Origin of the sequence: Planotetraspora phitsanulokensis (assembly GCF_016863295.1) — a bacterium.
Lineage (GTDB): Bacteria > Actinomycetota > Actinomycetes > Streptosporangiales > Streptosporangiaceae > Planotetraspora > Planotetraspora phitsanulokensis.
This window is the reverse complement of the sequence record NZ_BOOP01000061.1, coordinates 1-19,759: the sequence shown is the minus strand read 5'-3', so window position 1 is coordinate 19,759 and position 19,759 is coordinate 1. Positions and strand designations below refer to the sequence as shown.

Annotated in this window: 22 protein-coding genes and 1 pseudogene; 13 read left to right on the top strand and 10 right to left on the bottom strand. The window is 67.1% G+C overall.

Going from position 1 to position 19,759, the window contains the following annotated elements; translation table 11 throughout:
• Window positions 1-140: 140 nt before the first annotated feature.
• Window positions 141-353, bottom strand: coding sequence for a hypothetical protein (locus tag Pph01_RS41980; RefSeq protein ID WP_204078854.1), 213 nt, complete (start codon window positions 351-353; stop codon window positions 141-143).
• A 757-nt stretch (window positions 354-1,110) separates the two neighbouring features.
• Here Pph01_RS41980 and Pph01_RS41975 point away from each other — a divergent pair.
• On the top strand, window positions 1,111-1,365 hold the full coding sequence (locus Pph01_RS41975; protein WP_204078853.1) for a hypothetical protein: 255 nt from the start codon (window positions 1,111-1,113) through the stop codon (window positions 1,363-1,365).
• Window positions 1,366-1,708: 343 nt separating this feature from the next.
• Here Pph01_RS41975 and Pph01_RS41970 read toward each other — a convergent pair whose 3' ends face one another.
• The 5 genes from Pph01_RS41970 to Pph01_RS41950 all read right to left on the bottom strand — a co-directional run bounded on the left by Pph01_RS41970 (window position 1,709) and on the right by Pph01_RS41950 (window position 5,623).
• Window positions 1,709-1,909: a hypothetical protein gene (locus Pph01_RS41970; RefSeq protein WP_204078852.1), complete on the bottom strand. Its 201-nt coding sequence runs from the start codon at window positions 1,907-1,909 to the stop codon at window positions 1,709-1,711.
• Window positions 1,910-2,377: 468 nt separating this feature from the next.
• Window positions 2,378-3,568, bottom strand: a complete 1,191-nt coding sequence (locus Pph01_RS41965) for an ABC transporter permease (RefSeq protein WP_239117413.1) — start codon at window positions 3,566-3,568, stop codon at window positions 2,378-2,380.
• Complete coding sequence (locus Pph01_RS41960; RefSeq protein WP_204078851.1) at window positions 3,565-4,221, bottom strand: ABC transporter ATP-binding protein; 657 nt, start codon at window positions 4,219-4,221, stop codon at window positions 3,565-3,567. The genes Pph01_RS41965 and Pph01_RS41960 overlap by 4 nt, the downstream gene beginning before the upstream one ends.
• A complete protein-coding gene (locus Pph01_RS41955) occupies window positions 4,218-5,204 on the bottom strand; it encodes a peptidoglycan-binding protein (RefSeq protein WP_204078850.1) in 987 nt (328 codons plus the stop codon). Before Pph01_RS41955 ends, Pph01_RS41960 begins: the two co-directional genes overlap by 4 nt.
• Window positions 5,201-5,623, bottom strand: coding sequence for a hypothetical protein (locus Pph01_RS41950; RefSeq protein WP_204078849.1), 423 nt, complete (start codon window positions 5,621-5,623; stop codon window positions 5,201-5,203). Before Pph01_RS41950 ends, Pph01_RS41955 begins: the two co-directional genes overlap by 4 nt.
• A gap of 88 nt (window positions 5,624-5,711) precedes the next feature.
• On the opposite strand from Pph01_RS41950, the gene Pph01_RS41945 reads away from it, so the two are divergent.
• From Pph01_RS41945 to Pph01_RS43860, 3 genes and pseudogenes are all read left to right on the top strand, one after another.
• A complete protein-coding gene (locus Pph01_RS41945; RefSeq protein ID WP_204078848.1) occupies window positions 5,712-6,368 on the top strand; it encodes a response regulator transcription factor in 657 nt (218 codons plus the stop codon).
• Window positions 6,365-7,420 carry a sensor histidine kinase gene (locus tag Pph01_RS41940; RefSeq protein WP_204078847.1) on the top strand — a complete coding sequence of 352 codons (1,056 nt, stop codon included), beginning with the start codon at window positions 6,365-6,367 and terminating at the stop codon, window positions 7,418-7,420. The genes Pph01_RS41945 and Pph01_RS41940 overlap by 4 nt, the downstream gene beginning before the upstream one ends.
• A gap of 522 nt (window positions 7,421-7,942) precedes the next feature.
• A pseudogene (locus Pph01_RS43860) lies at window positions 7,943-8,071 on the top strand (IS982 family transposase); the annotation flags it as partial.
• A 154-nt stretch (window positions 8,072-8,225) separates the two neighbouring features.
• Here Pph01_RS43860 and Pph01_RS41935 read toward each other — a convergent pair.
• Window positions 8,226-9,137, bottom strand: coding sequence for a LysR family transcriptional regulator (locus tag Pph01_RS41935; protein ID WP_204078846.1), 912 nt, complete (start codon window positions 9,135-9,137; stop codon window positions 8,226-8,228).
• A gap of 169 nt (window positions 9,138-9,306) precedes the next feature.
• On the opposite strand from Pph01_RS41935, the gene Pph01_RS41930 reads away from it, so the two are divergent.
• The 3 genes from Pph01_RS41930 to Pph01_RS41920 are packed head-to-tail and all read left to right on the top strand — an operon-like array spanning window position 9,307 to window position 11,544.
• Complete coding sequence (locus Pph01_RS41930) at window positions 9,307-9,930, top strand: NADPH-dependent F420 reductase (RefSeq protein WP_204078845.1); 624 nt, start codon at window positions 9,307-9,309, stop codon at window positions 9,928-9,930.
• A gap of 42 nt (window positions 9,931-9,972) precedes the next feature.
• Window positions 9,973-10,914: an SDR family oxidoreductase gene (locus Pph01_RS41925; RefSeq protein WP_204078844.1), complete on the top strand. Its 942-nt coding sequence runs from the start codon at window positions 9,973-9,975 to the stop codon at window positions 10,912-10,914.
• A gap of 33 nt (window positions 10,915-10,947) precedes the next feature.
• Window positions 10,948-11,544, top strand: a complete 597-nt coding sequence (locus Pph01_RS41920; protein ID WP_204078843.1) for an NADPH-dependent F420 reductase — start codon at window positions 10,948-10,950, stop codon at window positions 11,542-11,544.
• 534 nt (window positions 11,545-12,078) lie between these two features.
• Here Pph01_RS41920 and Pph01_RS41915 read toward each other — a convergent pair.
• On the bottom strand, window positions 12,079-12,717 hold the full coding sequence (locus Pph01_RS41915; RefSeq protein WP_203887068.1) for a TetR/AcrR family transcriptional regulator: 639 nt from the start codon (window positions 12,715-12,717) through the stop codon (window positions 12,079-12,081).
• Window positions 12,718-12,839: 122 nt separating this feature from the next.
• Between Pph01_RS41915 and Pph01_RS41910 the strand changes: the two genes are divergently transcribed.
• From Pph01_RS41910 to Pph01_RS41900, 3 genes are all read left to right on the top strand, one after another.
• The gene (locus Pph01_RS41910) at window positions 12,840-13,574 is read left to right on the top strand and encodes an SDR family NAD(P)-dependent oxidoreductase (protein ID WP_204078842.1); all 735 of its coding nucleotides are present in this window, start codon (window positions 12,840-12,842) and stop codon (window positions 13,572-13,574) included.
• A 40-nt stretch (window positions 13,575-13,614) separates the two neighbouring features.
• Window positions 13,615-14,238 carry an NADPH-dependent F420 reductase gene (locus tag Pph01_RS41905; protein WP_204078841.1) on the top strand — a complete coding sequence of 208 codons (624 nt, stop codon included), beginning with the start codon at window positions 13,615-13,617 and terminating at the stop codon, window positions 14,236-14,238.
• A gap of 541 nt (window positions 14,239-14,779) precedes the next feature.
• Window positions 14,780-15,391, top strand: a complete 612-nt coding sequence (locus Pph01_RS41900) for a hypothetical protein (RefSeq protein WP_204078840.1) — start codon at window positions 14,780-14,782, stop codon at window positions 15,389-15,391.
• Window positions 15,392-15,794: 403 nt separating this feature from the next.
• On the opposite strand, the gene Pph01_RS41895 is transcribed toward Pph01_RS41900, so the two are convergent.
• The gene (locus tag Pph01_RS41895; protein ID WP_204078839.1) at window positions 15,795-15,953 is read right to left on the bottom strand and encodes a hypothetical protein; all 159 of its coding nucleotides are present in this window, start codon (window positions 15,951-15,953) and stop codon (window positions 15,795-15,797) included.
• Window positions 15,954-16,042: 89 nt separating this feature from the next.
• On the opposite strand from Pph01_RS41895, the gene Pph01_RS41890 reads away from it, so the two are divergent.
• The 3 genes from Pph01_RS41890 (at window position 16,043) to Pph01_RS41880 (ending at window position 18,659) form a co-directional block, all read left to right on the top strand.
• Complete coding sequence (locus Pph01_RS41890) at window positions 16,043-16,612, top strand: TetR/AcrR family transcriptional regulator (RefSeq protein ID WP_204078838.1); 570 nt, start codon at window positions 16,043-16,045, stop codon at window positions 16,610-16,612.
• A gap of 79 nt (window positions 16,613-16,691) precedes the next feature.
• The gene (locus Pph01_RS41885; RefSeq protein WP_204078837.1) at window positions 16,692-17,870 is read left to right on the top strand and encodes a GDSL-type esterase/lipase family protein; all 1,179 of its coding nucleotides are present in this window, start codon (window positions 16,692-16,694) and stop codon (window positions 17,868-17,870) included.
• A 48-nt stretch (window positions 17,871-17,918) separates the two neighbouring features.
• The gene (locus Pph01_RS41880) at window positions 17,919-18,659 is read left to right on the top strand and encodes an SDR family oxidoreductase (protein ID WP_204078836.1); all 741 of its coding nucleotides are present in this window, start codon (window positions 17,919-17,921) and stop codon (window positions 18,657-18,659) included.
• A 152-nt stretch (window positions 18,660-18,811) separates the two neighbouring features.
• On the opposite strand, the gene Pph01_RS41875 is transcribed toward Pph01_RS41880, so the two are convergent.
• Window positions 18,812-19,732 carry a recombinase family protein gene (locus Pph01_RS41875; RefSeq protein WP_204078835.1) on the bottom strand — a complete coding sequence of 307 codons (921 nt, stop codon included), beginning with the start codon at window positions 19,730-19,732 and terminating at the stop codon, window positions 18,812-18,814.
• Window positions 19,733-19,759: the final 27 nt, after the last annotated feature.

Genomic DNA, 19,759 nt, shown 5'->3' with positions numbered 1-19,759 from the left:
CCACTAGGGATGAAATGGAATGTCGGCTTCCGGTGAGGTAGAGGGGAGCCAGCTTCGGTGACGGCGGTGCCGCTGTGGCAGGCGAGAGTTCGAGCTTGCTCCTGCTCCTGTGACTTCCGCTGCGGTCGCGCAACCTGTACTTACTTCGGGAAGTCATCCATGACGGAAACTCCAGCCTGAAGCATGCATCGAATGACCTGAACGTGAAGTTCGTCGTCATCGACAAGCTCAACAGAGCGATCAGGGACATCGTAGATCACGAACCCTTCCTCGCCTGATGTCTCATCAACGCGAACCAGCACGTACCTACCTTTCGTGGCCTCCCAAAGGCGCCTGAACTCGTCCACGCTCACCGCCCAAATGTCCCATCTCTCATCCCACGTCGCCAGGCGCGATTGTCGACCGGCCCACCCGTCCGGGGTTGCGGCCCCGTTCCGTCTCTGTTCCGCCGGAGCGCGAGAGATTCCAGAAACTGTTGGCAACTGCTGGAACATGAAATTCCAGGTCAGGGCCTGGTTCGGAGGTTAGCCGCAGGTCAGAGAACTACTGGGATCAGAACCCGGCCTACAGGCCGACTCGTCCGCTGTTAAGTCCCTGACTTGCGCCTATGCGGCTACTTGAGGCTGCTGTTCCGCTGCTGTTTCGTCAGCGTTGCGGTGACCATGGCTTCGACGGCAAATTGCCGCATATGGGCTGTGCTCCGCGCGAGCACGGGATCATCCACGGGTGAGTCCGTCTCGACGCCCTGGTCTTGAGAGGGGACAGCTTGCCGTTCTGCATCTGCTTCTGAACGCGCCGGCGCAGGAAATCAACGGGTGCGCCCGGCTGAAGGTTGAGATCCTCGCCGACCCCATCTGGGGGAGTAGACGGGGCCGTCGGAACTGAGTACGCGTACTCATGGGCACCTTGCCAAAATGCCATCTAATAGGCCACATGAGCGAAATCGACCAGTCCCGTCGGTTCTCCCCTGCCTCGCTGCTAAGAATCATTGCCGCCAGTGCGGTAGGAGCCTTGCTCCCTTTTTTGGCGTGGGGTGTCGCATTCGTCTCGGAGAAGACAGGGCTCGCGCACATGATCTGCCCTACTGGGGGGCTGGAGTGCGTGGTCCCCATGGCATTGATCGCCGTCGTAGGGGGCAGCGCCGTTTCCTGGCTGCTCCTGCTGTTGGCGAGAGTCCGCCCAGCCGGGGGTGTCACTCTCCTCGGGTTCGTCGTCAACCTGGTTCTGCAGACCATCGTGTACCAGGTCGTCCCCGGCGGGCCGACCGTCTCCCTGCTGGTCGCGGGCTGCGCGATCGGCTTCGGGACCGCTGCCCTGATCGTCAGACCGGGAGGCCGACGGTTCGGGAGCAGGCCGCATTCATGAGTCTTGCCTAAGGGCAGCGTCTCCAACGGTGCCCACGATGCGACTGACCAGCCTCGTTCGGAGGCTTTCGGACCAGGCGCCGGTGGAGGTCAATACTCCGAGAGATCGGCCATGGACAGACCCTCGTTGCGTGCCCGTACGGCCCGAAACCGGTGGTTAATCACGGGGGCTGGGTGGACCGCAGGGCACTCAGGGCACATGACACCGTGAGCAGCTGTGAAATGCCGAGAACCACCGAGACGGTTGTTGCAGGTCATCCGTGTGGTTCATGGCGTTGTCGCAGGTCACCGCGCGGCTTGATTACTTCAACCGCAAGTGACCGCGCGGAGCCGATCTGCTGGGCTCAACGCATCTGATCCACGGCCAAGTCTTCCCATGCCAACTCCCGGAATGCCGGCAGTGCGTCTTCACCTACCGGCAGCGAGATGTCTGCCTGGAACCATGCCACGGCGAGTACGGATTCGTACAAGACCGAGTCGTTGTCTTCACTCAGTGGCGACGCCTGGAAGACACCCGTGCACGTCACGGCCGGCAACAGCTCCATCGGTCCGAAGGTCACGTTTCCTCGAAGGTCCGGGTGCCAACAACGCACATGGGTGAAAGTGCTGTGCGGCCGTTCAGCCTTCGACACGCTCACCGACCGCTCGCCATTACGCTGTGCCAGTTCAACGGACCATGAGCTGCTCGATCGTCTTAGCGCTGCGGTGCTTGATCCACTGCGAACTAGCGCAAGCCATGGCAAGCCCACTAAAGGCGATCATGATCGCTAAAGTCGGCACTCGCCATACTGCGCCGGACGATCGCTGCTTGGAGAACAAATACGAGAAGGTGTCCGGGTCGGACGGATTGCCAAAAGCGGTGGGGAAGATCAGCCAGCTCGCCGATCACCTCGGCCAAGCGAGCATCCCCAGCCGAGCCCGCCGTTGCCCAGGGCTCGCTTCTCAACTCGCTCTCCGCATCGAACTCGGCCACAGCCGATGGAAGGAATCTCTGATCCCAGGGTCACGACGCCTCATCTCGTCGCCAAGGCTTCGGTCGGAGTGAGGGCGGCGGCGCGGCGAGCCGGGTAGAGGCCGGAGACGACTCCGACCAATACGGCCGCGGTGACACCGAGGGTGATGACCTGGGCGGGGAGGGCGAGAGGCCAGCCTTGGGCGAAAGCGAAGAGCAGGCTCGCGGCCAGGCCGACGATGGTCCCCGTGACGCCCCCGCACAGGGACAGGGCCACCGCTTCGACCACGAATTGCAGACGGATCTGCCCTCGCGTCGCCCCGAGGGAGCGGCGCAGGCCGATCTCCTGGCGGCGTTCCAGCACCGAGATGACCATGACGTTGGCTATGCCGATGCCGCCGACGAGGAGGGCGACCGCGCCGAGTCCGAGGAAAAGGCCGTTGAACGCGGCGCGCGCGGCCAGTTCCGCGGTGAGAGCGTCGGACGGGCGGCTGACCTGAACTTGGTCGGGATGCTCCGGGTTGGCGGTCGCGGCGAGTGCCTTTGCGATCGTGGTGACGCGGTCGTCGGTCGACCGTTCGTACACGGTGGTGGGGTGGCCGTCGAAGCCGAGTTCCCTTTCCGCGTACGGCCAGCCGACGAGCGCGGCGGCGTCGAGGTCGGGGGCGAGCGGAAGCGGGTCGAGTATGCCGATGACCGTCATCCACCGGCCTGCGACGAAGATCTGCCGTCCGGGCCGGTCGATCCCGAACCGGTCGGCGGCATACGTACCCAGGACGACGGCCGGGTAGCGGGCGGTGGCGGCGTTGAGGAACGTGCCCGACCTGACCGTACCCTTCAGCGTCGCAAGGAGGTCTAGCCTCGCGGCGGCGACTCCGACTCCGTTCGTGATCGCCGGGTCGATCAGGTCGGTACGGCGGGCGGTCGCCCCGTTCACGTACCCGATGGCGGTGGCTCCGACCACACCAGGGATGTGGGAGACGCGGGCCACCGATTCGAGCGGCAGCGATGCCTCACTCCCGAGGATTGAATGCCCCGGCCCCACGGTCAGCACGTTCGTCCCGACCCGGGCGAGTTGCTCCTGCAGTCCGGCACCACTGACCGCGCTGATCCCCAGTACGGCGACCATCGACGCGATCCCAATGGCCACTCCGAGGGCCGACAGCACGGCCCTGCCCCGGCGTGCCCGCAGCCCGGCCAGCCCGACGGCGACCAGGTCCCATGCGCTCAGCCGGGCCGGTGCGGGAATCACTGGAGCCTCCCGTCCAAGAGGTCCACGCGGCGTGGGACGGCCTCGGCCAGGTCGGTGTTGTGGGTGATGACCACGACGGTGGTGCCCTCCTCGTGCAGTTTCCACAGGATGTCGAAGATGCCCGCGCCGGAGGCCGTGTCGAGGTTGCCGGTGGGCTCGTCGGCGAACAGCACCACCGGTCGTGCGACCAGGGCGCGGGCGATGGCCACCCGCTGGCGTTCGCCGCCCGACAACTCGTGAGGGCGATGGGTGAGCCGATTGCCGAGCCCGACGCGTTCGAGCGCCTCACGCGCGGCCGCGGCCCGGCGACGGGCGGGGACGCCCAGGTAGAGCAGGCGGGCGGCCACGTTGTCCACAGCCGTCAGGTGAGGGGTGAGGAAGAACTGCTGGAAGACGAACCCGATCCAATGCGCTCGCACCGCCGACAGCCGCCGGTCGGACAGAGTGACCATGTCATGGCCCAGCAGCCTGACGCGGCCCTCGCTCGGCCGGTCGAGCGTCCCCATGAGGTGCAGCATGGTCGACTTGCCCGACCCGGACGGCCCGCAGACGGCCACCAACTCTCCCTGGCCGATCGTCAGCGTCACCTCACGCAGGGCCTGCAACCCGCCCGGGTACGTCTTGGAGGCGCGCTCCAGCTCGATCACGTTCACGGTTTGGGCACCTCGACCCGCGTGCCCTCGGCCACCCCGGTGACCTCGACGAGCCCGCCTGCGAACAGTCCGAGCTCGACCGGGACAAGCTTTCCCGCCACCTGGACCGCGAACATGCCGTCCGCCTGCCCGAGCAGGGCCTCGATGGGTACGGCGAGCACGCCCTTGTGCACGGTGCCGGCGAACCCGACGGTGACAGGTGCTGCGACGAGACGTCCCGGGGCCTTGGGGTGGTCGAGGGTGATCGTGACGGCGATGGTGGCCGTCTCGGTGCCCTGCCCGGTCTGGCCGGCGGATGCCGCCTTCGCAACGGTGCCGATGGTGGTGACGTGCCCGGTCGTGGTCTTTCCGCCGGGGAGCGTGATGGTGGCCGTTCCGCCTTTGACCGCGAGTTGCTGCTGGTCTACGGGAATGTCGACGACGACTTGGCGGGTCGTGCCGGTGACGGTGAGCAGCGGCCCCGATGCGGGTCCGCCGAGCCGTGCGGTACGGGAGGCGACTCTGATCGGGCCGGGTTCGACGACGGCCTCGGACGGGGTGAGCGTGCCGGTCTGGGGCCGGCCGAGGTGGCGCTGCCAAGCCTTGACGGCCTTTGCCGTCGCCCAGGTGAACCGGTCATCCACGACCAGCGAATAGCCCAAGGTGGCAAGATTCCGCTCGACCACCCGCACATCCGGACCCCGCACTCCAACCGACAGCGTTCGCCACAGCGGGGTCTGCCCGTAAATGAGCGGAACGGGGTGCCCGTCGGCCGCGTAGACCCGCTGGCCGCGCCTGATGATCCGGCCATCCGTGGGCAGCCACGTCACGATCCCTGAGCCGCCGACCAGGGTTCTGCCGGCGGCGTATCCGAGCGTGCCGTCCACGTTGGTCCTGCTGACCAGGTCCGTACGGACGACGGGTGCCGTGGGAAACGACGGAGCGGCCGCCTGCGTCGGACCGCACGCGGTCACCACGAGGGCCGTGGCGACCAGCCATCTCACTGGCCCGCCTCTTTCTCGCAGGCGGCCATGATCGCGTCGAGGTCCTTGCCGGGCGGGGGTGAGCCGACCCTGATCCCCGGGTCGGCGGCCGTCGGGTCGGACGCGTCAACGCCGTTCCTGCGCAGGCAGGCGGCCGACTTGCGCATCCTTTCGAGGTCCTCCGCGGTGGGCTGGCGCTGCTGTGGGCGGTATTTCTTGCAGGTCTTCAGCGCGGCTTCGAGCTTGTCCTTGGGTACGCCACGGCCGTCGAGCTTGAAGGAGTCCTCGCCCGGGGGCGGGTCGGCGACGTTGATTCCCTGCTGGCGCAAGCACTGGGCATACTTGACGAGCTGGTCGTGCCTGTTGTCGTCGGCGCCGAGGCCGGGGATGGCGCCGCATCCCGCGACCAGGAACGCCAGGGCGAAAATGAATCTCTTCATGCGGGAGACCATCGCGGAGGAGACGTTTCGCGGCCGTCTCCGCGTTCGTTAACGCCAGGGAAACCCCTGACCGGGTATGACTTGGGTCATGCGGGTGCTTGTGGCCGAAGACGAGAAGGCTCTCGCCGACCTGGTCGCCGAGGGACTGCGCAGGTACGCGATGGCGGTCGACATTGCTTACGACGGCACAGCCGCGGCCGAACGGCTCAGCGTCAACGACTACGACGTGCTCGTGCTCGACCGCGATCTGCCGGGCAGGCATGGCGATGCCATCTGCCGTGACCTCGCGCAGGCGGGCGCCCGTACAAGGATCTTGATGCTGACGGCGGCGGCGTCGGTCCGCGACCGGGTCGCCGGGCTCGGCCTCGGTGCCGACGACTACTTGCCCAAGCCGTTCGACTACGCGGAACTCGTGGCACGTGTCCAGGCCCTCGGACGCCGCAGCCAGACGCCCGTCCCGCCACTGCTGACCCACAGGGACATCGTCCTCGACACGCCGCGCATGCAGGCGTTCCGGGACGGCCGCTATCTGGCGCTGTCACGCAAGGAGTTCGCCGTACTGGAGGTCCTCATGCGCGCGGACGGCGCGATCGTGAGCGCGGAGGAACTGCTGGAACGGGCCTGGGACGAGCACACCGACCCGTTCAGCGGGGTCGTCCGGGTCACCATGAGCAAGCTGCGCGCCAAACTAGGCGACCCTCCGGTCATCGAGACGGTCGCCGGCAGCGGATACCGCCTGCCATGACGCTCAGGGTCCGGCTCGCCGCGCTCTACAGCGTCCTGCTCATCGCCACGTCCATAGCCGTGCTGGTCGCCGTCAACGTCTTCGTCACGTACGCCGTGGTGAGCCAGACGAAGTTCGAGGCGGGCACCGTCCGTCTGGCCCCTGAGGGCAAGACCGTCATCGTGCGGCAGACGACCGTCACCGGCATTTCGATCATCACACTGGTGGTGGGGGTGGTGCTGGTCGCGGTCTCGATCTGGGCCGGGTGGTGGCTGGCCGGGCGCACTCTCCGGCCGCTGGCGCGGATCACGGCGACCGCCCGGCAGTTGTCAGTCACGAACCTGGACGAACGGATCGCGCTCAAGGGCCCGAAGGACGAGTTGAAAGAGTTGGCCGACACCTTCGACGCCATGCTCGACAGACTCGAACGCGCGGTGACCGCACAGAGCAGGTTCGTCGCGAACGCCTCGCATGAGCTGCGGACGCCGCTCGCCATTCAGCGGGCGGCCATCGAGATCGGCCTGGCCGACCCCACCGCTGAGCGGATCGAGCGCTTTCGAGCGGAACTGCTGCAGGCCAACCGGCGCACCGAGCGGCTGATCAACGGGCTCCTGGAGCTGGCGCGCAGCGAGCACGGCCTAGACGAGGTCGAGCCGGTGCGGTTCGACCGGGTCGTCGCGGACGTTGTCGCCGGCTTCCCCAGTGTCAAGATGCAGTCCCAGCCCACCACGGTGACCGGGGATGCCGTACTGCTGACCCAGTTGGTGACCAACCTGGTCGACAACGCGGTCCGGCACAACGTGCCCGGCGGAAGCGTCGACGTGCGTGTGACGCCGGATGGCGGGCTGGTCGTGTCCAATACCGGCCCCGAGGTCCCGGCCCATCGTATTCCCGAGCTGTTCGAGCCCTTCCGCCGTATGACACCCGACCGCACGCTGAGCGCCGACAGCTCCGGCCTGGGTCTTTCCATCGTCGCTTCAATCGCGAGAGCCCACGCGATGACCGTGACGGCACGACCGAATCCAGGCGGCGGCTTGACGGTCTGCTGCCGCCTCTCGAGGATGCCAGCGTAAGAGTATGTAGCGCTTGTCGTGGGCCAGCGCCACCCGGGAGGGGGTCATCGTCGCCTACGAGACCGGACTGGTCAGCGTCGGCCGGCAGCAAGCGGAGGCACGGCCCGCCGAGCAGCTGTAAGCGGAAAGACTGCGCTGTTGAAAACCCATCCGAGCCATCGTGCACTTCATCGTGTTTCACCATCTGGCTAGGATCTTGCACCCACATATCACCAGATGACATCAACGCCTGGCCACGTGAGGGCGCCTCTGGCGGCCGTTCGCTGCCTCAGCGGCTCCGCAATCCTGGGCCAGTACGCGTCAGGGCTCAGGTAGGCGCGTAGGGCATTACAGAGCGCAGCAAAGAGCCCCGCCCCGATCAGTCATCCGAACGCGCCCCGTGTCGCGATACGGGTTCATTCGCCGAATTCCCCCGACTCTACAAGCGCAATTGCCGCAAGGGCCGCCGCTGCTGGGTCTGCACGCCACCATGCCAGACCGTAGAACACGACTGACCTCCGCTATAAGGGGATCCTGCAGGCCGGCGAGCCGATGCTCAAGAAGGTCCGTCAGCTCATCGAGTCGATCAACGACACCCTCGAAGGCCAGCTTGATCTGGAACAACACGGCGGACGTACTCCTAGAGCCAAGCATTTACGGATTCAAGAGCAGTGATCGTGCATTCGGCTGCATGTTGGCCGGGCGGGTCGCGCCGTCGTGCGGTGTTGCGGTTCACCGATCGGGCGCTGCAACGATCGAACGCGTGGTGTTCGGCATCGCGGTGAGCGCGGCCCTCGGTTGGCGCTGTTGTGGCCGGCCGGATCAATCAACCGTTCGTGGCGGCGGATTCGCCTCCGAGCTGCCACATTTCGTAGTTGCCGCATTCCTCTGTGATCTCGGCGGTCGCCCGAGCCGCGGCGACGAAGTCGTCGACCAGAGGCGAGGTGCGTGCCGCCGGCACGGCGAGGCACACCTGTTCGGCGGACAGGTCCGGGATGGGCACGTAGCTGACGTCCGGATGGGAGTAGAACACGGTCGCTGAACGGGCCAGAAACGAGATACCGCGGCCGGCTGCGACGTGCTCGAGCGTCTCGTCCACCCCGCGCACCTGGTATCCGGCGTTCGGGTGCGGGCGCCTCGTGGGCTGCGTGCTCGGGTCGGCGTTCCAGACCAGCGGTTCGCCGGCCAGGTCGGCCTCGGTGATCTGTTCCTTGGCGGCAAACCGGTGGTCGGCGGGCAGCACCGCCACCCGCGGCTCGGCGTACAGCGGGGTGACGCGCAGGCCAGCCTCGTCGATCGGCAGCCGTACGTAGCCCACGTCGATGCGGCCGTCGAGCAGCATCGCGGCCTGTTCATCCCCCTCGATGCGCTGTACGTCGACGATCACATCCGGATGCCGGGTCTCGAACGCCCGTACCGCTGGTGTGACGGCGACACCGGCCCGGAAACCAACCGTCAGCCGCCGGGTGCCGCGCGCGGCAACGCTCACCCGGCGGCGGACCCCCTGCGCGGCGGCCAGTAGCGGGCCGGCGTCGTCCAGCAACTGCTGGCCTGCGTCGGTCAGCGTCACGCCGTGGCTGTCCCTGACGAACAGAGGGGCGCCGAGGTCATGCTCGAGCGCGCGGATCTGGCGGCTGAGGGCCGGCTGCGCGATGTGCAGGTCGTCGGCGGCGCGGCCGAAGTGCAACCTCTCAGCGACCGCGACGAAGTAGCGCAGCTTGCGTAAATCCAGATCCATCAGGCCTCCCCGTCTGGTGATGCCTTCAGGTTATCGCCACCGCCACAAGAGGTCTTGGACACCGAGATCGGCCGGTGGCACGTTCGGGTCGAGCGCCGAACAGCGCGCTTCCCGAGGCGCCGATGACTTGTTCGTTGACGACCTTCGCAGCTTCAGAAAGGCATGACTCATGAGCGGCATCAGCATTGTCGGCGTGGGCGGCATGGCCCGCGCCCTGGGCGCCCGCGTGGTCGCGGGCGGCAACGACGTCGAAATCATCGGCCGCGACATCTCCAAGGCCAAGGAGATGGCCGCGGCGCTCGGCGGCGGCGCTACGGCCGTAAAGTTCGGCACCGCCCCAGCCGGCGACATCGTCATCCTCGCGGTCCCGAACGCCAGTGCCGTGCCCGTGGTCACCCAGTACGGTGACGCGCTGGCCGGCAAGGTCATCATCGACCTCACGAACCCGGTCAACGCCGACGCCACCGGGCTGGTCACCGCTGACGGCGCGTCCGCCGCACAGGCGATCGCCGACGCCGCCCCGGCGAGCGCACACGTCGTGAAGGCGTTCAACACCGTCTTCGGGCACACGCTGGTTCCGGGCCGCTCGCTGGACGTGTTGTTCGCCGGCGGCGACGCTCAAGCCAAGGCAACCGTCTCGGCGTTCATCGAAAGCCTGGGGTTGCGCCCGCTGGATGCCGGAGGCCTGGAGATGGCGCACTGGCTGGAAGGGCTGGGCCTGCTGATGATCAGCCTCGCCCGAAACGGTGTCGGGACCTTCGACTTCACCCTCGGCATCAGCACTCTCCACTGAACCGATCACACTCACACTTCTTCACCCACGGAGAGCCATATCATGCGCGTTCTTGTTACTGGTGGAACCGGCCACTCCGGTTCCCACATCGTCCCCGAGCTCGTCGCCGCCGGTCACGAGGTCACCGGCCTGGCCCGGTCGGACGGGGCGGCAGCGGCGCTGTCCGCGCTCGGCGCCAAGGTGCGTCGAGGCGACCTCGAGGATCTCACCGGGCTCCGGGAGACGGCCGCGGAGTTCGACGGCGTCATCCATGTCGCGCATCGACAGGACCTGCTCTTCTCCGGTGGAATCGATGCCGTGGCCGCCGCGGAGGTCCCCATCATGCTCGCCTACGGCGAGGCGCTGGAGGGAACCGGAAAACCGCTGGTCGTGGCCGGCAGCATCGGCTCGCCCGGGCAGCAGGACCTGGGCCGGCCGGCCACCGAGGAGGACCTGGCCCTGCCCGTCCGCGACGAGCACAAAGGCACTCTGCATGCTCGTAATGTCGTGGAGTCGGCCGTGATCGGGCTCGCCGAACGAGGAGTGCGGTCGTCGGTCGTGCGGATCGCGAACATCGCGCACAGCACCACAGACAGTCGCGGTTTCCTCGTACAGCTGATCGCTCTGGCGAAGGAGAGAGGTTTCGCCGGCTACCCCGGGGACGGCGCGAACCTGTGGAACGCCGTGCACATCCGTGATGCCGCCTCCTTGTTCCGGTTGGCACTGGAGAAGGGGTCGGCGGGCCGGTATTGGCACGCGGTAGCGGATGAGGGCGTCGCGTTCCGGGAAATCTCCGAGGCGATCGGCAGCCGCCTGGGCCTGCCTGCCCTGAGTATTCCCATGGACGAACTGGTGTTGCCGGGATACTTCGGGTTCCTCGCCAACATCGTCACGCGCAGCTACCCGGCGTCCAACGCCATCACCCGTCAGGTCCTCGGGTGGGAACCGGTTCAGCCGCGACTGCTTGACGACCTGGACAACGGCCATTACTTCCCCGCCGGCTGACGGCAGGGTCTCGGATCGAAAGAGGCTGAGATCGTGACCACTGTGGGATTCCTGGGAAGCGGCGCCCTCGCGCGGCTCGCCCTCGAAGCTGGGCACAAGGTCGTGCTCAGCAATTCGCGCGGCCCGGAGACGCTTGCTGACATGGTCGCCGCACTGGGGCCGCTGGCGTCCGCGGCAACCAGCGCGGAGGCTGCGGCGGCCGGTGAGATCGTGGTGGTCACGGTACCGGTCAAGGCCTTCGCTCACCTTCCGGCCGCGCCGCTGGCCGGGAAAGCGGTGATCGACACTTGCAACTACGGCGCCGAGCGTGACGGGCATATCCCGGAGCTCGACGGCACGTCCCTGACCTCGAGTGAGCTGCTGCTGCGGTACATCCCTGGCGCCATGATCGTGAAAGCGTTCAACAACATCTATTACAAGCACCTGCTGTCGCTTGCCCGTCCGGCAGGGGAGGCCGGCCGTTCGTATCTGCCGATCGCCGGAGACTCCGCGCCGGCGAAGGCGGTGGTGACCGGCTTCATCGAGTCCGTCGGGTACGGCGTGGTGGACTCGGGACCGCTGGCCGAACAGTTGGCGGCAGGCGACGGGCACGCCGGTGTGGGGGACTCCGTACGGTCCGGTGTCCGATGAGCAGGGCAGGTCGGCAGGGGAGGAGGCCATCCGAGCGGCATTGGCCTCGGCAAGGCGGTAATCGCAGGCGGCGTGAACCGGTTGACCTAGCCGACTAGGAGAACCAGACCCCGGCGAAACGCTTCGGGGGGCTTCGTTTTCACGTAACAGCCGTGATCTCTAGCGTTGATGGAAGGTCGCGATGGCCGCTTCGAGGAGGAGAAGGTACGGGTCGCGTCTGCCCCATAGGGCATGCGCCGATTCATTCCGGCAAGACTGGGACGCTCAGGTTCGGCAACGCCGGTCGGTCGACGCTCACCGGAACAAATCTGAACCGGATGCCGTCGAGTACCCACCTTCCGGAGGGCCGGCTCGTCGCCGACATCGGCGGAGCGGACGGCGACGTTCTGATCCAGTTGCTCACGGCCGCGCCGGAACGCCGCGGCATCGCGCGTCTCCGGAATCGGTCATCGAAGCGATGCCGCGGTAGATGACGAGGAGTCGGCGGCAGCCGTCGTGGTCGCGATCAGGTGACGAAGCGTGAGCGGGTCGTCATCAACCACCGATCGGAACGGGGGCGGACCCCGGAGCTCTGCGGTCATCGCTGGACTGCTCGGAAGGCGCAGCCGGGATGGCGTTGTCGATGAGCACGGCGGCGATGGCGGCGGCGGTGGGGAAGGAATCGTGGTTGAGGACTCGGGTGCGGGCGGCGGCGCCGTCGATGAGCAGCGCTAGTTGTTCGCCGAGTTGTTCGGGATTGCGGGCGCCGGCTTCGCGGGCGGTTTCGGTGAGTCGCGCGGCGATGGCGGTCTTGTAGTCGCGTGCGTACTGGGAGGCGGGGTGCTCGGGGTCGTGGAGTTCCACGGCCGCCGCGATGTAGGGGCAGAGGGGCGTGGACGCGGGCATGGCGAAGGCGGCGAGAAGTCGTTCTCGCGGCGAGAGGTCGGCGCGGTCGAACACTCCTGGCATGACGTCGGGATCGAACCGGCGCAGGTATTCGGCGACCAGTTCGTCCTTGCTGGCGAAATGCTGGTAGGCCGTCCGCTTGGACACCTGGGCCGCGGCGCAGACCTCGTTCATGCCGGTGCGGTTGATGCCTTGATCGCGGAAGAGCTGCTGTGACGCGCTGACGATGCGCTCGCGTGCGCCACGGCCGCGGCGCTGGCCCCGAGGGCCCTTCTCGAACTCCGTCATGTCCCAAGCATAAGCCGTTCGGTACCGACCGGTGTACATAGCTTGCAGCGGCGCCGACCGTCAGGTACGTTACGTAAACAGATCGGTGTACTTAATAGACCCGCTAACTCAACGGAGTGATCATGGGAAAGCTCGATGGCAAGGTAGCGGTGATCACTGGTGGATCCGCCGGGATGGCGCTGGCCGGTGCCAAACTGTTCGTCGAGGAAGGCGCTTACGTCTTCATTCAGGCCCGGCGGCAGGAAGCACTCGACGACGCCGTCAAGCTGATCGGTCGCAACGTCACCGCCGTCCAGGGCGACGCGTCCGAGCTCGACGATCTGGACCGCCTGTTCGACACCGTCAAACGGGAAAAGGGCTCGATCGACGTGCTGTGGGCGAGTGCCGGGATGGGCGAGGCTGCCGTTCTCGGCGAGATCACCGAGGAGCAGTTCGATCGCGCGTTCTCGCTCAACGCGCGCGGCACGCTGTTCACCGTGCAGAAGGCGCTGCCGCTGATCAACGACCACGGCTCGATCTTCATGACCGGATCGAACGCCTCACTCGGTGCCTTCCCCGGCTGGAGCCTCTACGCGGGAAGCAAAGCCGTCCAGCAGGCCTGGGCCCGCGTCTGGCTCAACGAGCTGCGCGACCGCAAGATCCGCGTCAACGTCCTGACCCCTGGCCAGGTCGCCACCGCCAAACAGGAAGAACTGTTCGACGAGGAAACCAAGGCCGCATTCGAGTCGCTCATCCCGCGCGGAAAGATGGGCAACCCCGAGGAAATCGCCACCATCGCCCTGTTCCTCGCCTCCGACGACTCCCGATACGTCAACGGACTGGAACTGGTCGCCGACGGCGGCGTCACCGCCATCTGACTCACACGCGAGACCTTGGGAACAGGAAGAGGACAGTCTCATGAGCACCATCACCTTCATTGGCACCGGCAACATGGCCCGTACGATCGGCACGCTCGCGGTGGCGGGCGGCAACACGGTCGAGGTCATGGGCCGCGATCAGTCCAAGGCCGATGCCCTGGCCAAGGTTCTGGGCGGCGGTACGACGACGGGTAGGTGGGGCGCCGTCCCGGCCGGGGACATCGTCATCACTTCCCTGTTGTACGGAGCTGTCGTGCCGGTGGTCGCCGCGTACGGGGATGCCCTCGCAGGCAAGACGATCGTCGACATCAGCAATCCGTTCAACGCTACGTTCGACGGGCTGGCCCACAGTGAGCAGACCTCGGTCGCGCAGGAGGTCGCCAAGGTGGCGCCGGCCGGCGCGAGCGTGGTGAAGGCATTCAACACCATCTTCCGTGGCGTCCTGGAGAACGGGCGGCCCAACGTGTTCTTCGCCGGCGACGACGCGCAGGCCAAGGCGAGATTTGCGACGTTCGTCGAGAGCCTCGGCTTGCGCCCTCTGGACGTCGGCGGTTTGAAGATGGCGCACTGGCTGGAAGGTATGGGTGTGGTCACGATGGGCCTTGCCGGTAACGGGCTCGGCCATTGGGACTTTGCTCTCGGCGTCAACGAGTTCCAGGGCTGAACTCATGACAGATCACCGAAATCCGCTGATGGCCGGACACCAATGTCGGTGAGTGATCCCTACCGAGGAGACTCTCGCAAGTGGTCAGGGGGGCGGAGGACGGCTCAGCTCGAAGGTTCGACGAGGATGGTTGCAGCTCAGTACGTGGTACAGCGGCTCTCACTCGGGACCGTCCGTTCACTTCGGCGGATTATGCGCGAGAAGAGCCTCCTGAAGGGGAGCCAAATCAGGGAGCCAGTACGTTGCGATGCTCTTGGACTCATAGCGACTTCCTCTGGGCGTTCATGCAGGTGAGGGCGTCCCTGTTCGACTCAGCCCGACTTAGATCGACTCACCGGATTTGCTTCGCATCGAAGGGGTCGTGGGCCCGCGGAGGAGTGCTGTACAGCAACCCGTACAGCAACGTCGACTTACACGATCAGCCGCCGCCAGCTCGCATCACCAATTGACCAGGAGGGCTGGTACGCCAAGCCCACCATGGACGCCATCGAGCGCGCCCAGCCGTTCAAGGCACCGGCCGACCCGGCTGCACCCGCTGGCGATGCTCCAGCAACTTTCCAACATCGACAAGCACCGGCTGCTCAACGTGGTCGAGTTCGCGGCGTTCGACCTCGGGCCCGTCGGCATCACGCCCGAGCCGGTGGTGAAGTTCTACGGGGCGGCGACGGGCCGGGTGGAGGCCGGTGATGTCCTGGTGCGCGTCGAGTTCCCGCGCCCGATTGAGGGCCACGAGGTGGAGTTGCGGCCCACGTTCGGCTGGTACGAATCCGTGCCGTACGAGCGCGGCGGCGAGGTCGACTACCTCCGCATCGACCGCATGCTGACGGCCATCTACCAGATGGTCGTGACCACGGCATCAGACATGAACATGGCCCGCCGGATCGAACGCGGCGAGTTCGACCCGAACGCCGAAGCCGAGCGCGGCAACGAGATCGGAGCTTGGGCTAGCGCCTGCTGCTCACGGTCCCGCAGCCGCTTCTCGAAGTTCACCAACTCATGCGACTCGGCGTCGACGTCGGCTGGTTGCCGCCCGGGAAAGGTCGGTGAGGATCTGGGAGCGTCGCTCCTCGATGCGGAGCACCATTCCGACGGCGGCGACATCGCCCCTCCGGGCGGAGCGACTCTGAGGCAAGACACGGACTGTTTCAACTGAGACTCTGCAACATTGGATCTCTCTCGAGCGTTTCTTGCCAGCCCCGCAACTCTTCAAGCTCTGGCGACCTTGACCCAGCGCAAGTCCCTGCCGACGCATGGTGGGGCTATCTTCCACCGGCCTTGAACGACCGCGCTGAGCAGGACCTCGCAAGGCTCGTCGTACCGTCGCGCACCAGCAGCCTGCCGGTCCATTGGGCCATGCGCCAACTCCCAGGAATGGGTGCCTTCAGAACACCGGCTGCGCCTCGCCTTCGACAGCGACGACCCCGAGTTCACCCGCGGCTTCGAAGCCGGGCAGACCTGGGAAAGACTCGAACGCGACGGCTACGCCCACCAGTCCGCCGCGCGCGCTTTCAACACCGAGATGTTCATCCGCATGGCTGAGACGTTCGGCCTGCCCATCACCGGCCGCACATCTCCGACGAGTGGATCAGCGTCAGCATCGGCACGCCCCGGACGAGGAACGCCCCGACGGGTGATGTCCAGTGCTTGGCCCGGGGGCTTATCGGGGGACTGTCCCGGTAGGTGCGGCGGTGCCAGGCGCGCGTGATCCGCTTCACGGCTCTCCCCTGAAGCGGTCCATCGATTTGCCTACAGCGTTTAGGTAGACGCATACTTCATGTTGGGAAATCGATAGTAGGTGATGGTTGTGGTTCGGGCAGGACTGAGCCCGGAGCGGCTGACGCTCGCCGGTGCGGAACTTGCCGATGAAGCCGGGTTCGACCAGGTGACTCTGTCCGCGCTCGCCCGGCGCTTCGACGTGAAGGTTGCGAGCCTGTACTCACACCTGAAGAACTCCCAGGAGCTCAAAACCCGGATCGCGCTGCTTGCACTCGAGGAACTCGCCGACCAGGTCGCCTATGCCGTGGCCGGACGTGCGGGCAAAGACGCCCTGATGGCCTTCGCGAACGCCTACCGGGACTACGCCCGCGCGCACCCCGGCCGGTACGAAGCAGCCCGGTTCAGGCTCGACCCGCAGACGGCCGCAGCCAGTGCCGGCGTCCGGCACGCGCAGATGACACGGGCGATTTTGCGCGGCTACAACCTCACGGAGCCGGACCAGACGCACGCGGTCCGCATGCTCGGCAGCGTCTTCCACGGTTACGCCAACCTGGAGGCAGCCGGTGGCTTCAGCCACACGGACGTCGCCTCACAGGAATCCTGGGTGTGGACCCTGGACTCCCTCGACGCCGCATTGCGGAACCGGGCCACCCCCTGACCAGCGGCACGCACCCTTCGAACGGTCCCCGCATACTGACCCGATTCCCCCACCCACCCAGAACCAAAGGCTTGAGGCAATGAGCACCGATCAGAACTGGATCACCACCCCCATCACCGCCGACTTCCTGCGCGGGCACCTCGAGGTGGAAGAAACCGCGCACGGTCTGCTGCCGCACCGCCTGCCCGCCTGGGCGCGCCGCCAGATCCCCGACGACCGGCTGGCCGTTGCCGAGGCCCAGCCCTCCGGCGTCCGACTGGCTTTCCGCACCCGCGCCACCACCATCGAACTGGACACGCTACCCACCAAGCGGGTCTACCTGGGCTTCCCGCCTCCGCCGGACGGCGTGTACGACCTCCTGGTCGACGGCCGGCTCACCGCCCAGGCCACCGTGGACGGCGGAAACCTCAGCACGATCACCGACATGCAGACCCAGACCGCGGAGTTCACCGAGGGACCGGCGGGCACCGCCCACTTCACCGACCTCCCCGAGGGCGAGAAGAACATCGAGATCTGGCTTCCGCACGCGGAGATCACCGAGGTGATCGCCCTGCACACCGACGCCCCCGTCGAGCCGGCCTCGGACAACGGACGCCGGGTGTGGCTGCACCACGGCAGCTCCATCAGCCACGGCTCGAACGCCGTCTTCCCGAGCACAATCTGGCCCGCCCTGGCCGCGGCCGCGGGCGGCGTGGAACTGATCAACCTCGGGTTCGGCGGCAGCGCACTGGTGGACCCGTTCACCGCGCGTGCGATGCGCGACACCCCCGCCGACCTGATCAGCGTCAAGCTCGGCATCAACGTCGTCAACAGCGACGCCATGCGCCTGCGCGCCTTCGCCCCCGCCATCCACGGCTTCCTCGACACCATCCGCGAGGGCCACCCGACGACACCCCTGCTCCTCGTGTCGCCGGTCCTGTGCCCGACCCACGAAAACACCCCTGGCCCCCTGATGCCGGATCTCGAAAGCGGAACCCTCCAGTTCAAGGCCACCGGCGATCCGGCCGAAACCGCCGCCGGACGGCTGACGCTCACGATCATTCGTGAGGTACTCGCCGACATCGTCAAGCAGCGAGCTACCGAGGACCCGAACCTCCACTACCTTGACGGACTCGACCTCTACGGCGAGAGCGACCACGCCAAGTTCCCGCTGCCGGACGCGATCCACCCCAGCCCCGAAGGACACCGCCGCATCGGCGAGAACTTCGCCAAGCTCGTGTTCGCGAACAACGGCCCCTTCACCACCAAGACCGTCTGACCCCGTACAGCCCCGGACAATTGTCAGCTTAGAGCAGGAGGCACGTCGATGAGTGGAGTCAGCGGCAAAGTCGTCGCCATCACCGGAGCGAGCAGCGGCATTGGCGAGGCGACCGCGCTGGAACTCGCCGCACGGGGCGCAGCGGTGGTTCTCGGCGCCCGGCGAACCGACCGGCTCACCGCGTTGGCCGAACGAATCCGCGCCTCGGACGGCCGCGCGGAGGTAGTGCCCACGGATGTCACCCGGCGCGCGGACCTCGAGCGGTTGGTCGCCACGGCAGTCGAGCGGTTCGACCGCCTCGACGTCCTCGTGGGTAACGCCGGGATCGCCAGGACCGCTTCCATGACTGAGCTCGACGTCGACGACTGGGACGCGATGATCGACGTCAACGTGCGCGGCGTGCTACATGGGATCGCGGCCGCGCTGCCGGTGTTCCGCCGCCAGGGGCGCGGCCACTTCGTGACCATCGTGTCAACCTCGGGCCTGAAAATCGTCCCGACCCAGGCGGTCTATGCCGGCACCAAAAACGCGGTCCGCACGCTGATGGAGGCGCTGCGCCAGGAGTCCACCGATGGCGTCCTGCGCACGACCTCCATCTCGCCCGGCGTCGTGAGCACCGGGCTTGCCGACTACATCGACGACCCCGAGGTCCGGGAACAGGCGCGGCGCCAGCTGCAGATGCTCGGCATCGAGCCCGACGCCGTGGCGCGCGCCGTGGCCTTCGCCATCGAGCAACCCGACGACGTCGAGATCGGCGACATCACCGTCCGCCCGACTCGCCAAAACTGACCCCGGCCGGACTTGGCGCCGAGTGAGACCCAATATCCGGTAGGGCGAATGAGAGGGCGGCGTGACGGCTGTCGATGTCCGAAGTGGACTGCACGGATGTCCGAACTCGTGTGCACACCTGAGGTTCCGGCTCTAGTTCGGCGACCCACCGCTTAGTTGATCCCGGTCGCCGACACGGTGGTCAGCCTGTCCAGGTAGATCCGGTACGCCTTGCGGTCCGCCGACGACGCACCCTCTTCGTTGAGCGTGGCCGCGGCTGCGAGCAGTGCCTGGTGGACCTGGTGCGTTGCCGTGACGTGCAGGCTGTAGCCCTGGCCGCGCCGCACTGTGCGTCCCTGCCGCAGGGCCCGCTGTTCGGTGTCGCCCAGCTCGTCGTGGTCGTGGAAGTGGCGCGCGATCTTGCCCGGGATCTCCATGCGCACGGCCTGCGGTGCGATCACGGCGGTGGCCGCGGGCCGCTCCGGCTGACCGGGAAGCAGGTCGGCGACGGCGGTGCGGATCGCGCCCCGGCTCACGTGGAGCTCGCGGGCCAGCGCCGCGATGCTCGCCCCGGTCCGGAATGCCTGCCGCACCTCGTCGACGGCGCCGAGCTTCGCGACCTGCGGTCGGCGGCCAGACTTGGCGCCCGTGGCCCATGCGGCGGCGAGGCCTTCGCGGGTGAGTTCGTTCTGCAGGTCGCGCTGGAACTGCCCGACCGAGACCAGGACCTTGACGAGCATGGTGGTGGTCGCGTCGCTCGCGGCCAGGTCGGTGATGCCCGACAGCGCCCCGGACAGCACGCGCAGCTTCACGCCGTGCTGCTGGCACCAGCCCCGGACGGCGAGGATGTCGGCGAGGTCGCGCACAGCCGGTAGAGCTCGGAGACGGTGAGCGTGTCGCCCGGCCGCGCGTAGCGCGCCAGCTGTTGGAAGCCGTCGCGCGTGAGCGCGGGGGTTTTGGAGGAGGTTAGCCGGGTCGCTGAACAGCCGGACACCCTCGGCGCCGGTGGTCAGCCCGGCCTCGGCGAGCAGGTGCGTCTGGCGCTGGGTGCTCTGCTCATCGGTGGAGACCCGGGTGTCGACAAGATCCGACATGGCCGCAGTGTCCCCTCCATCCCTTCA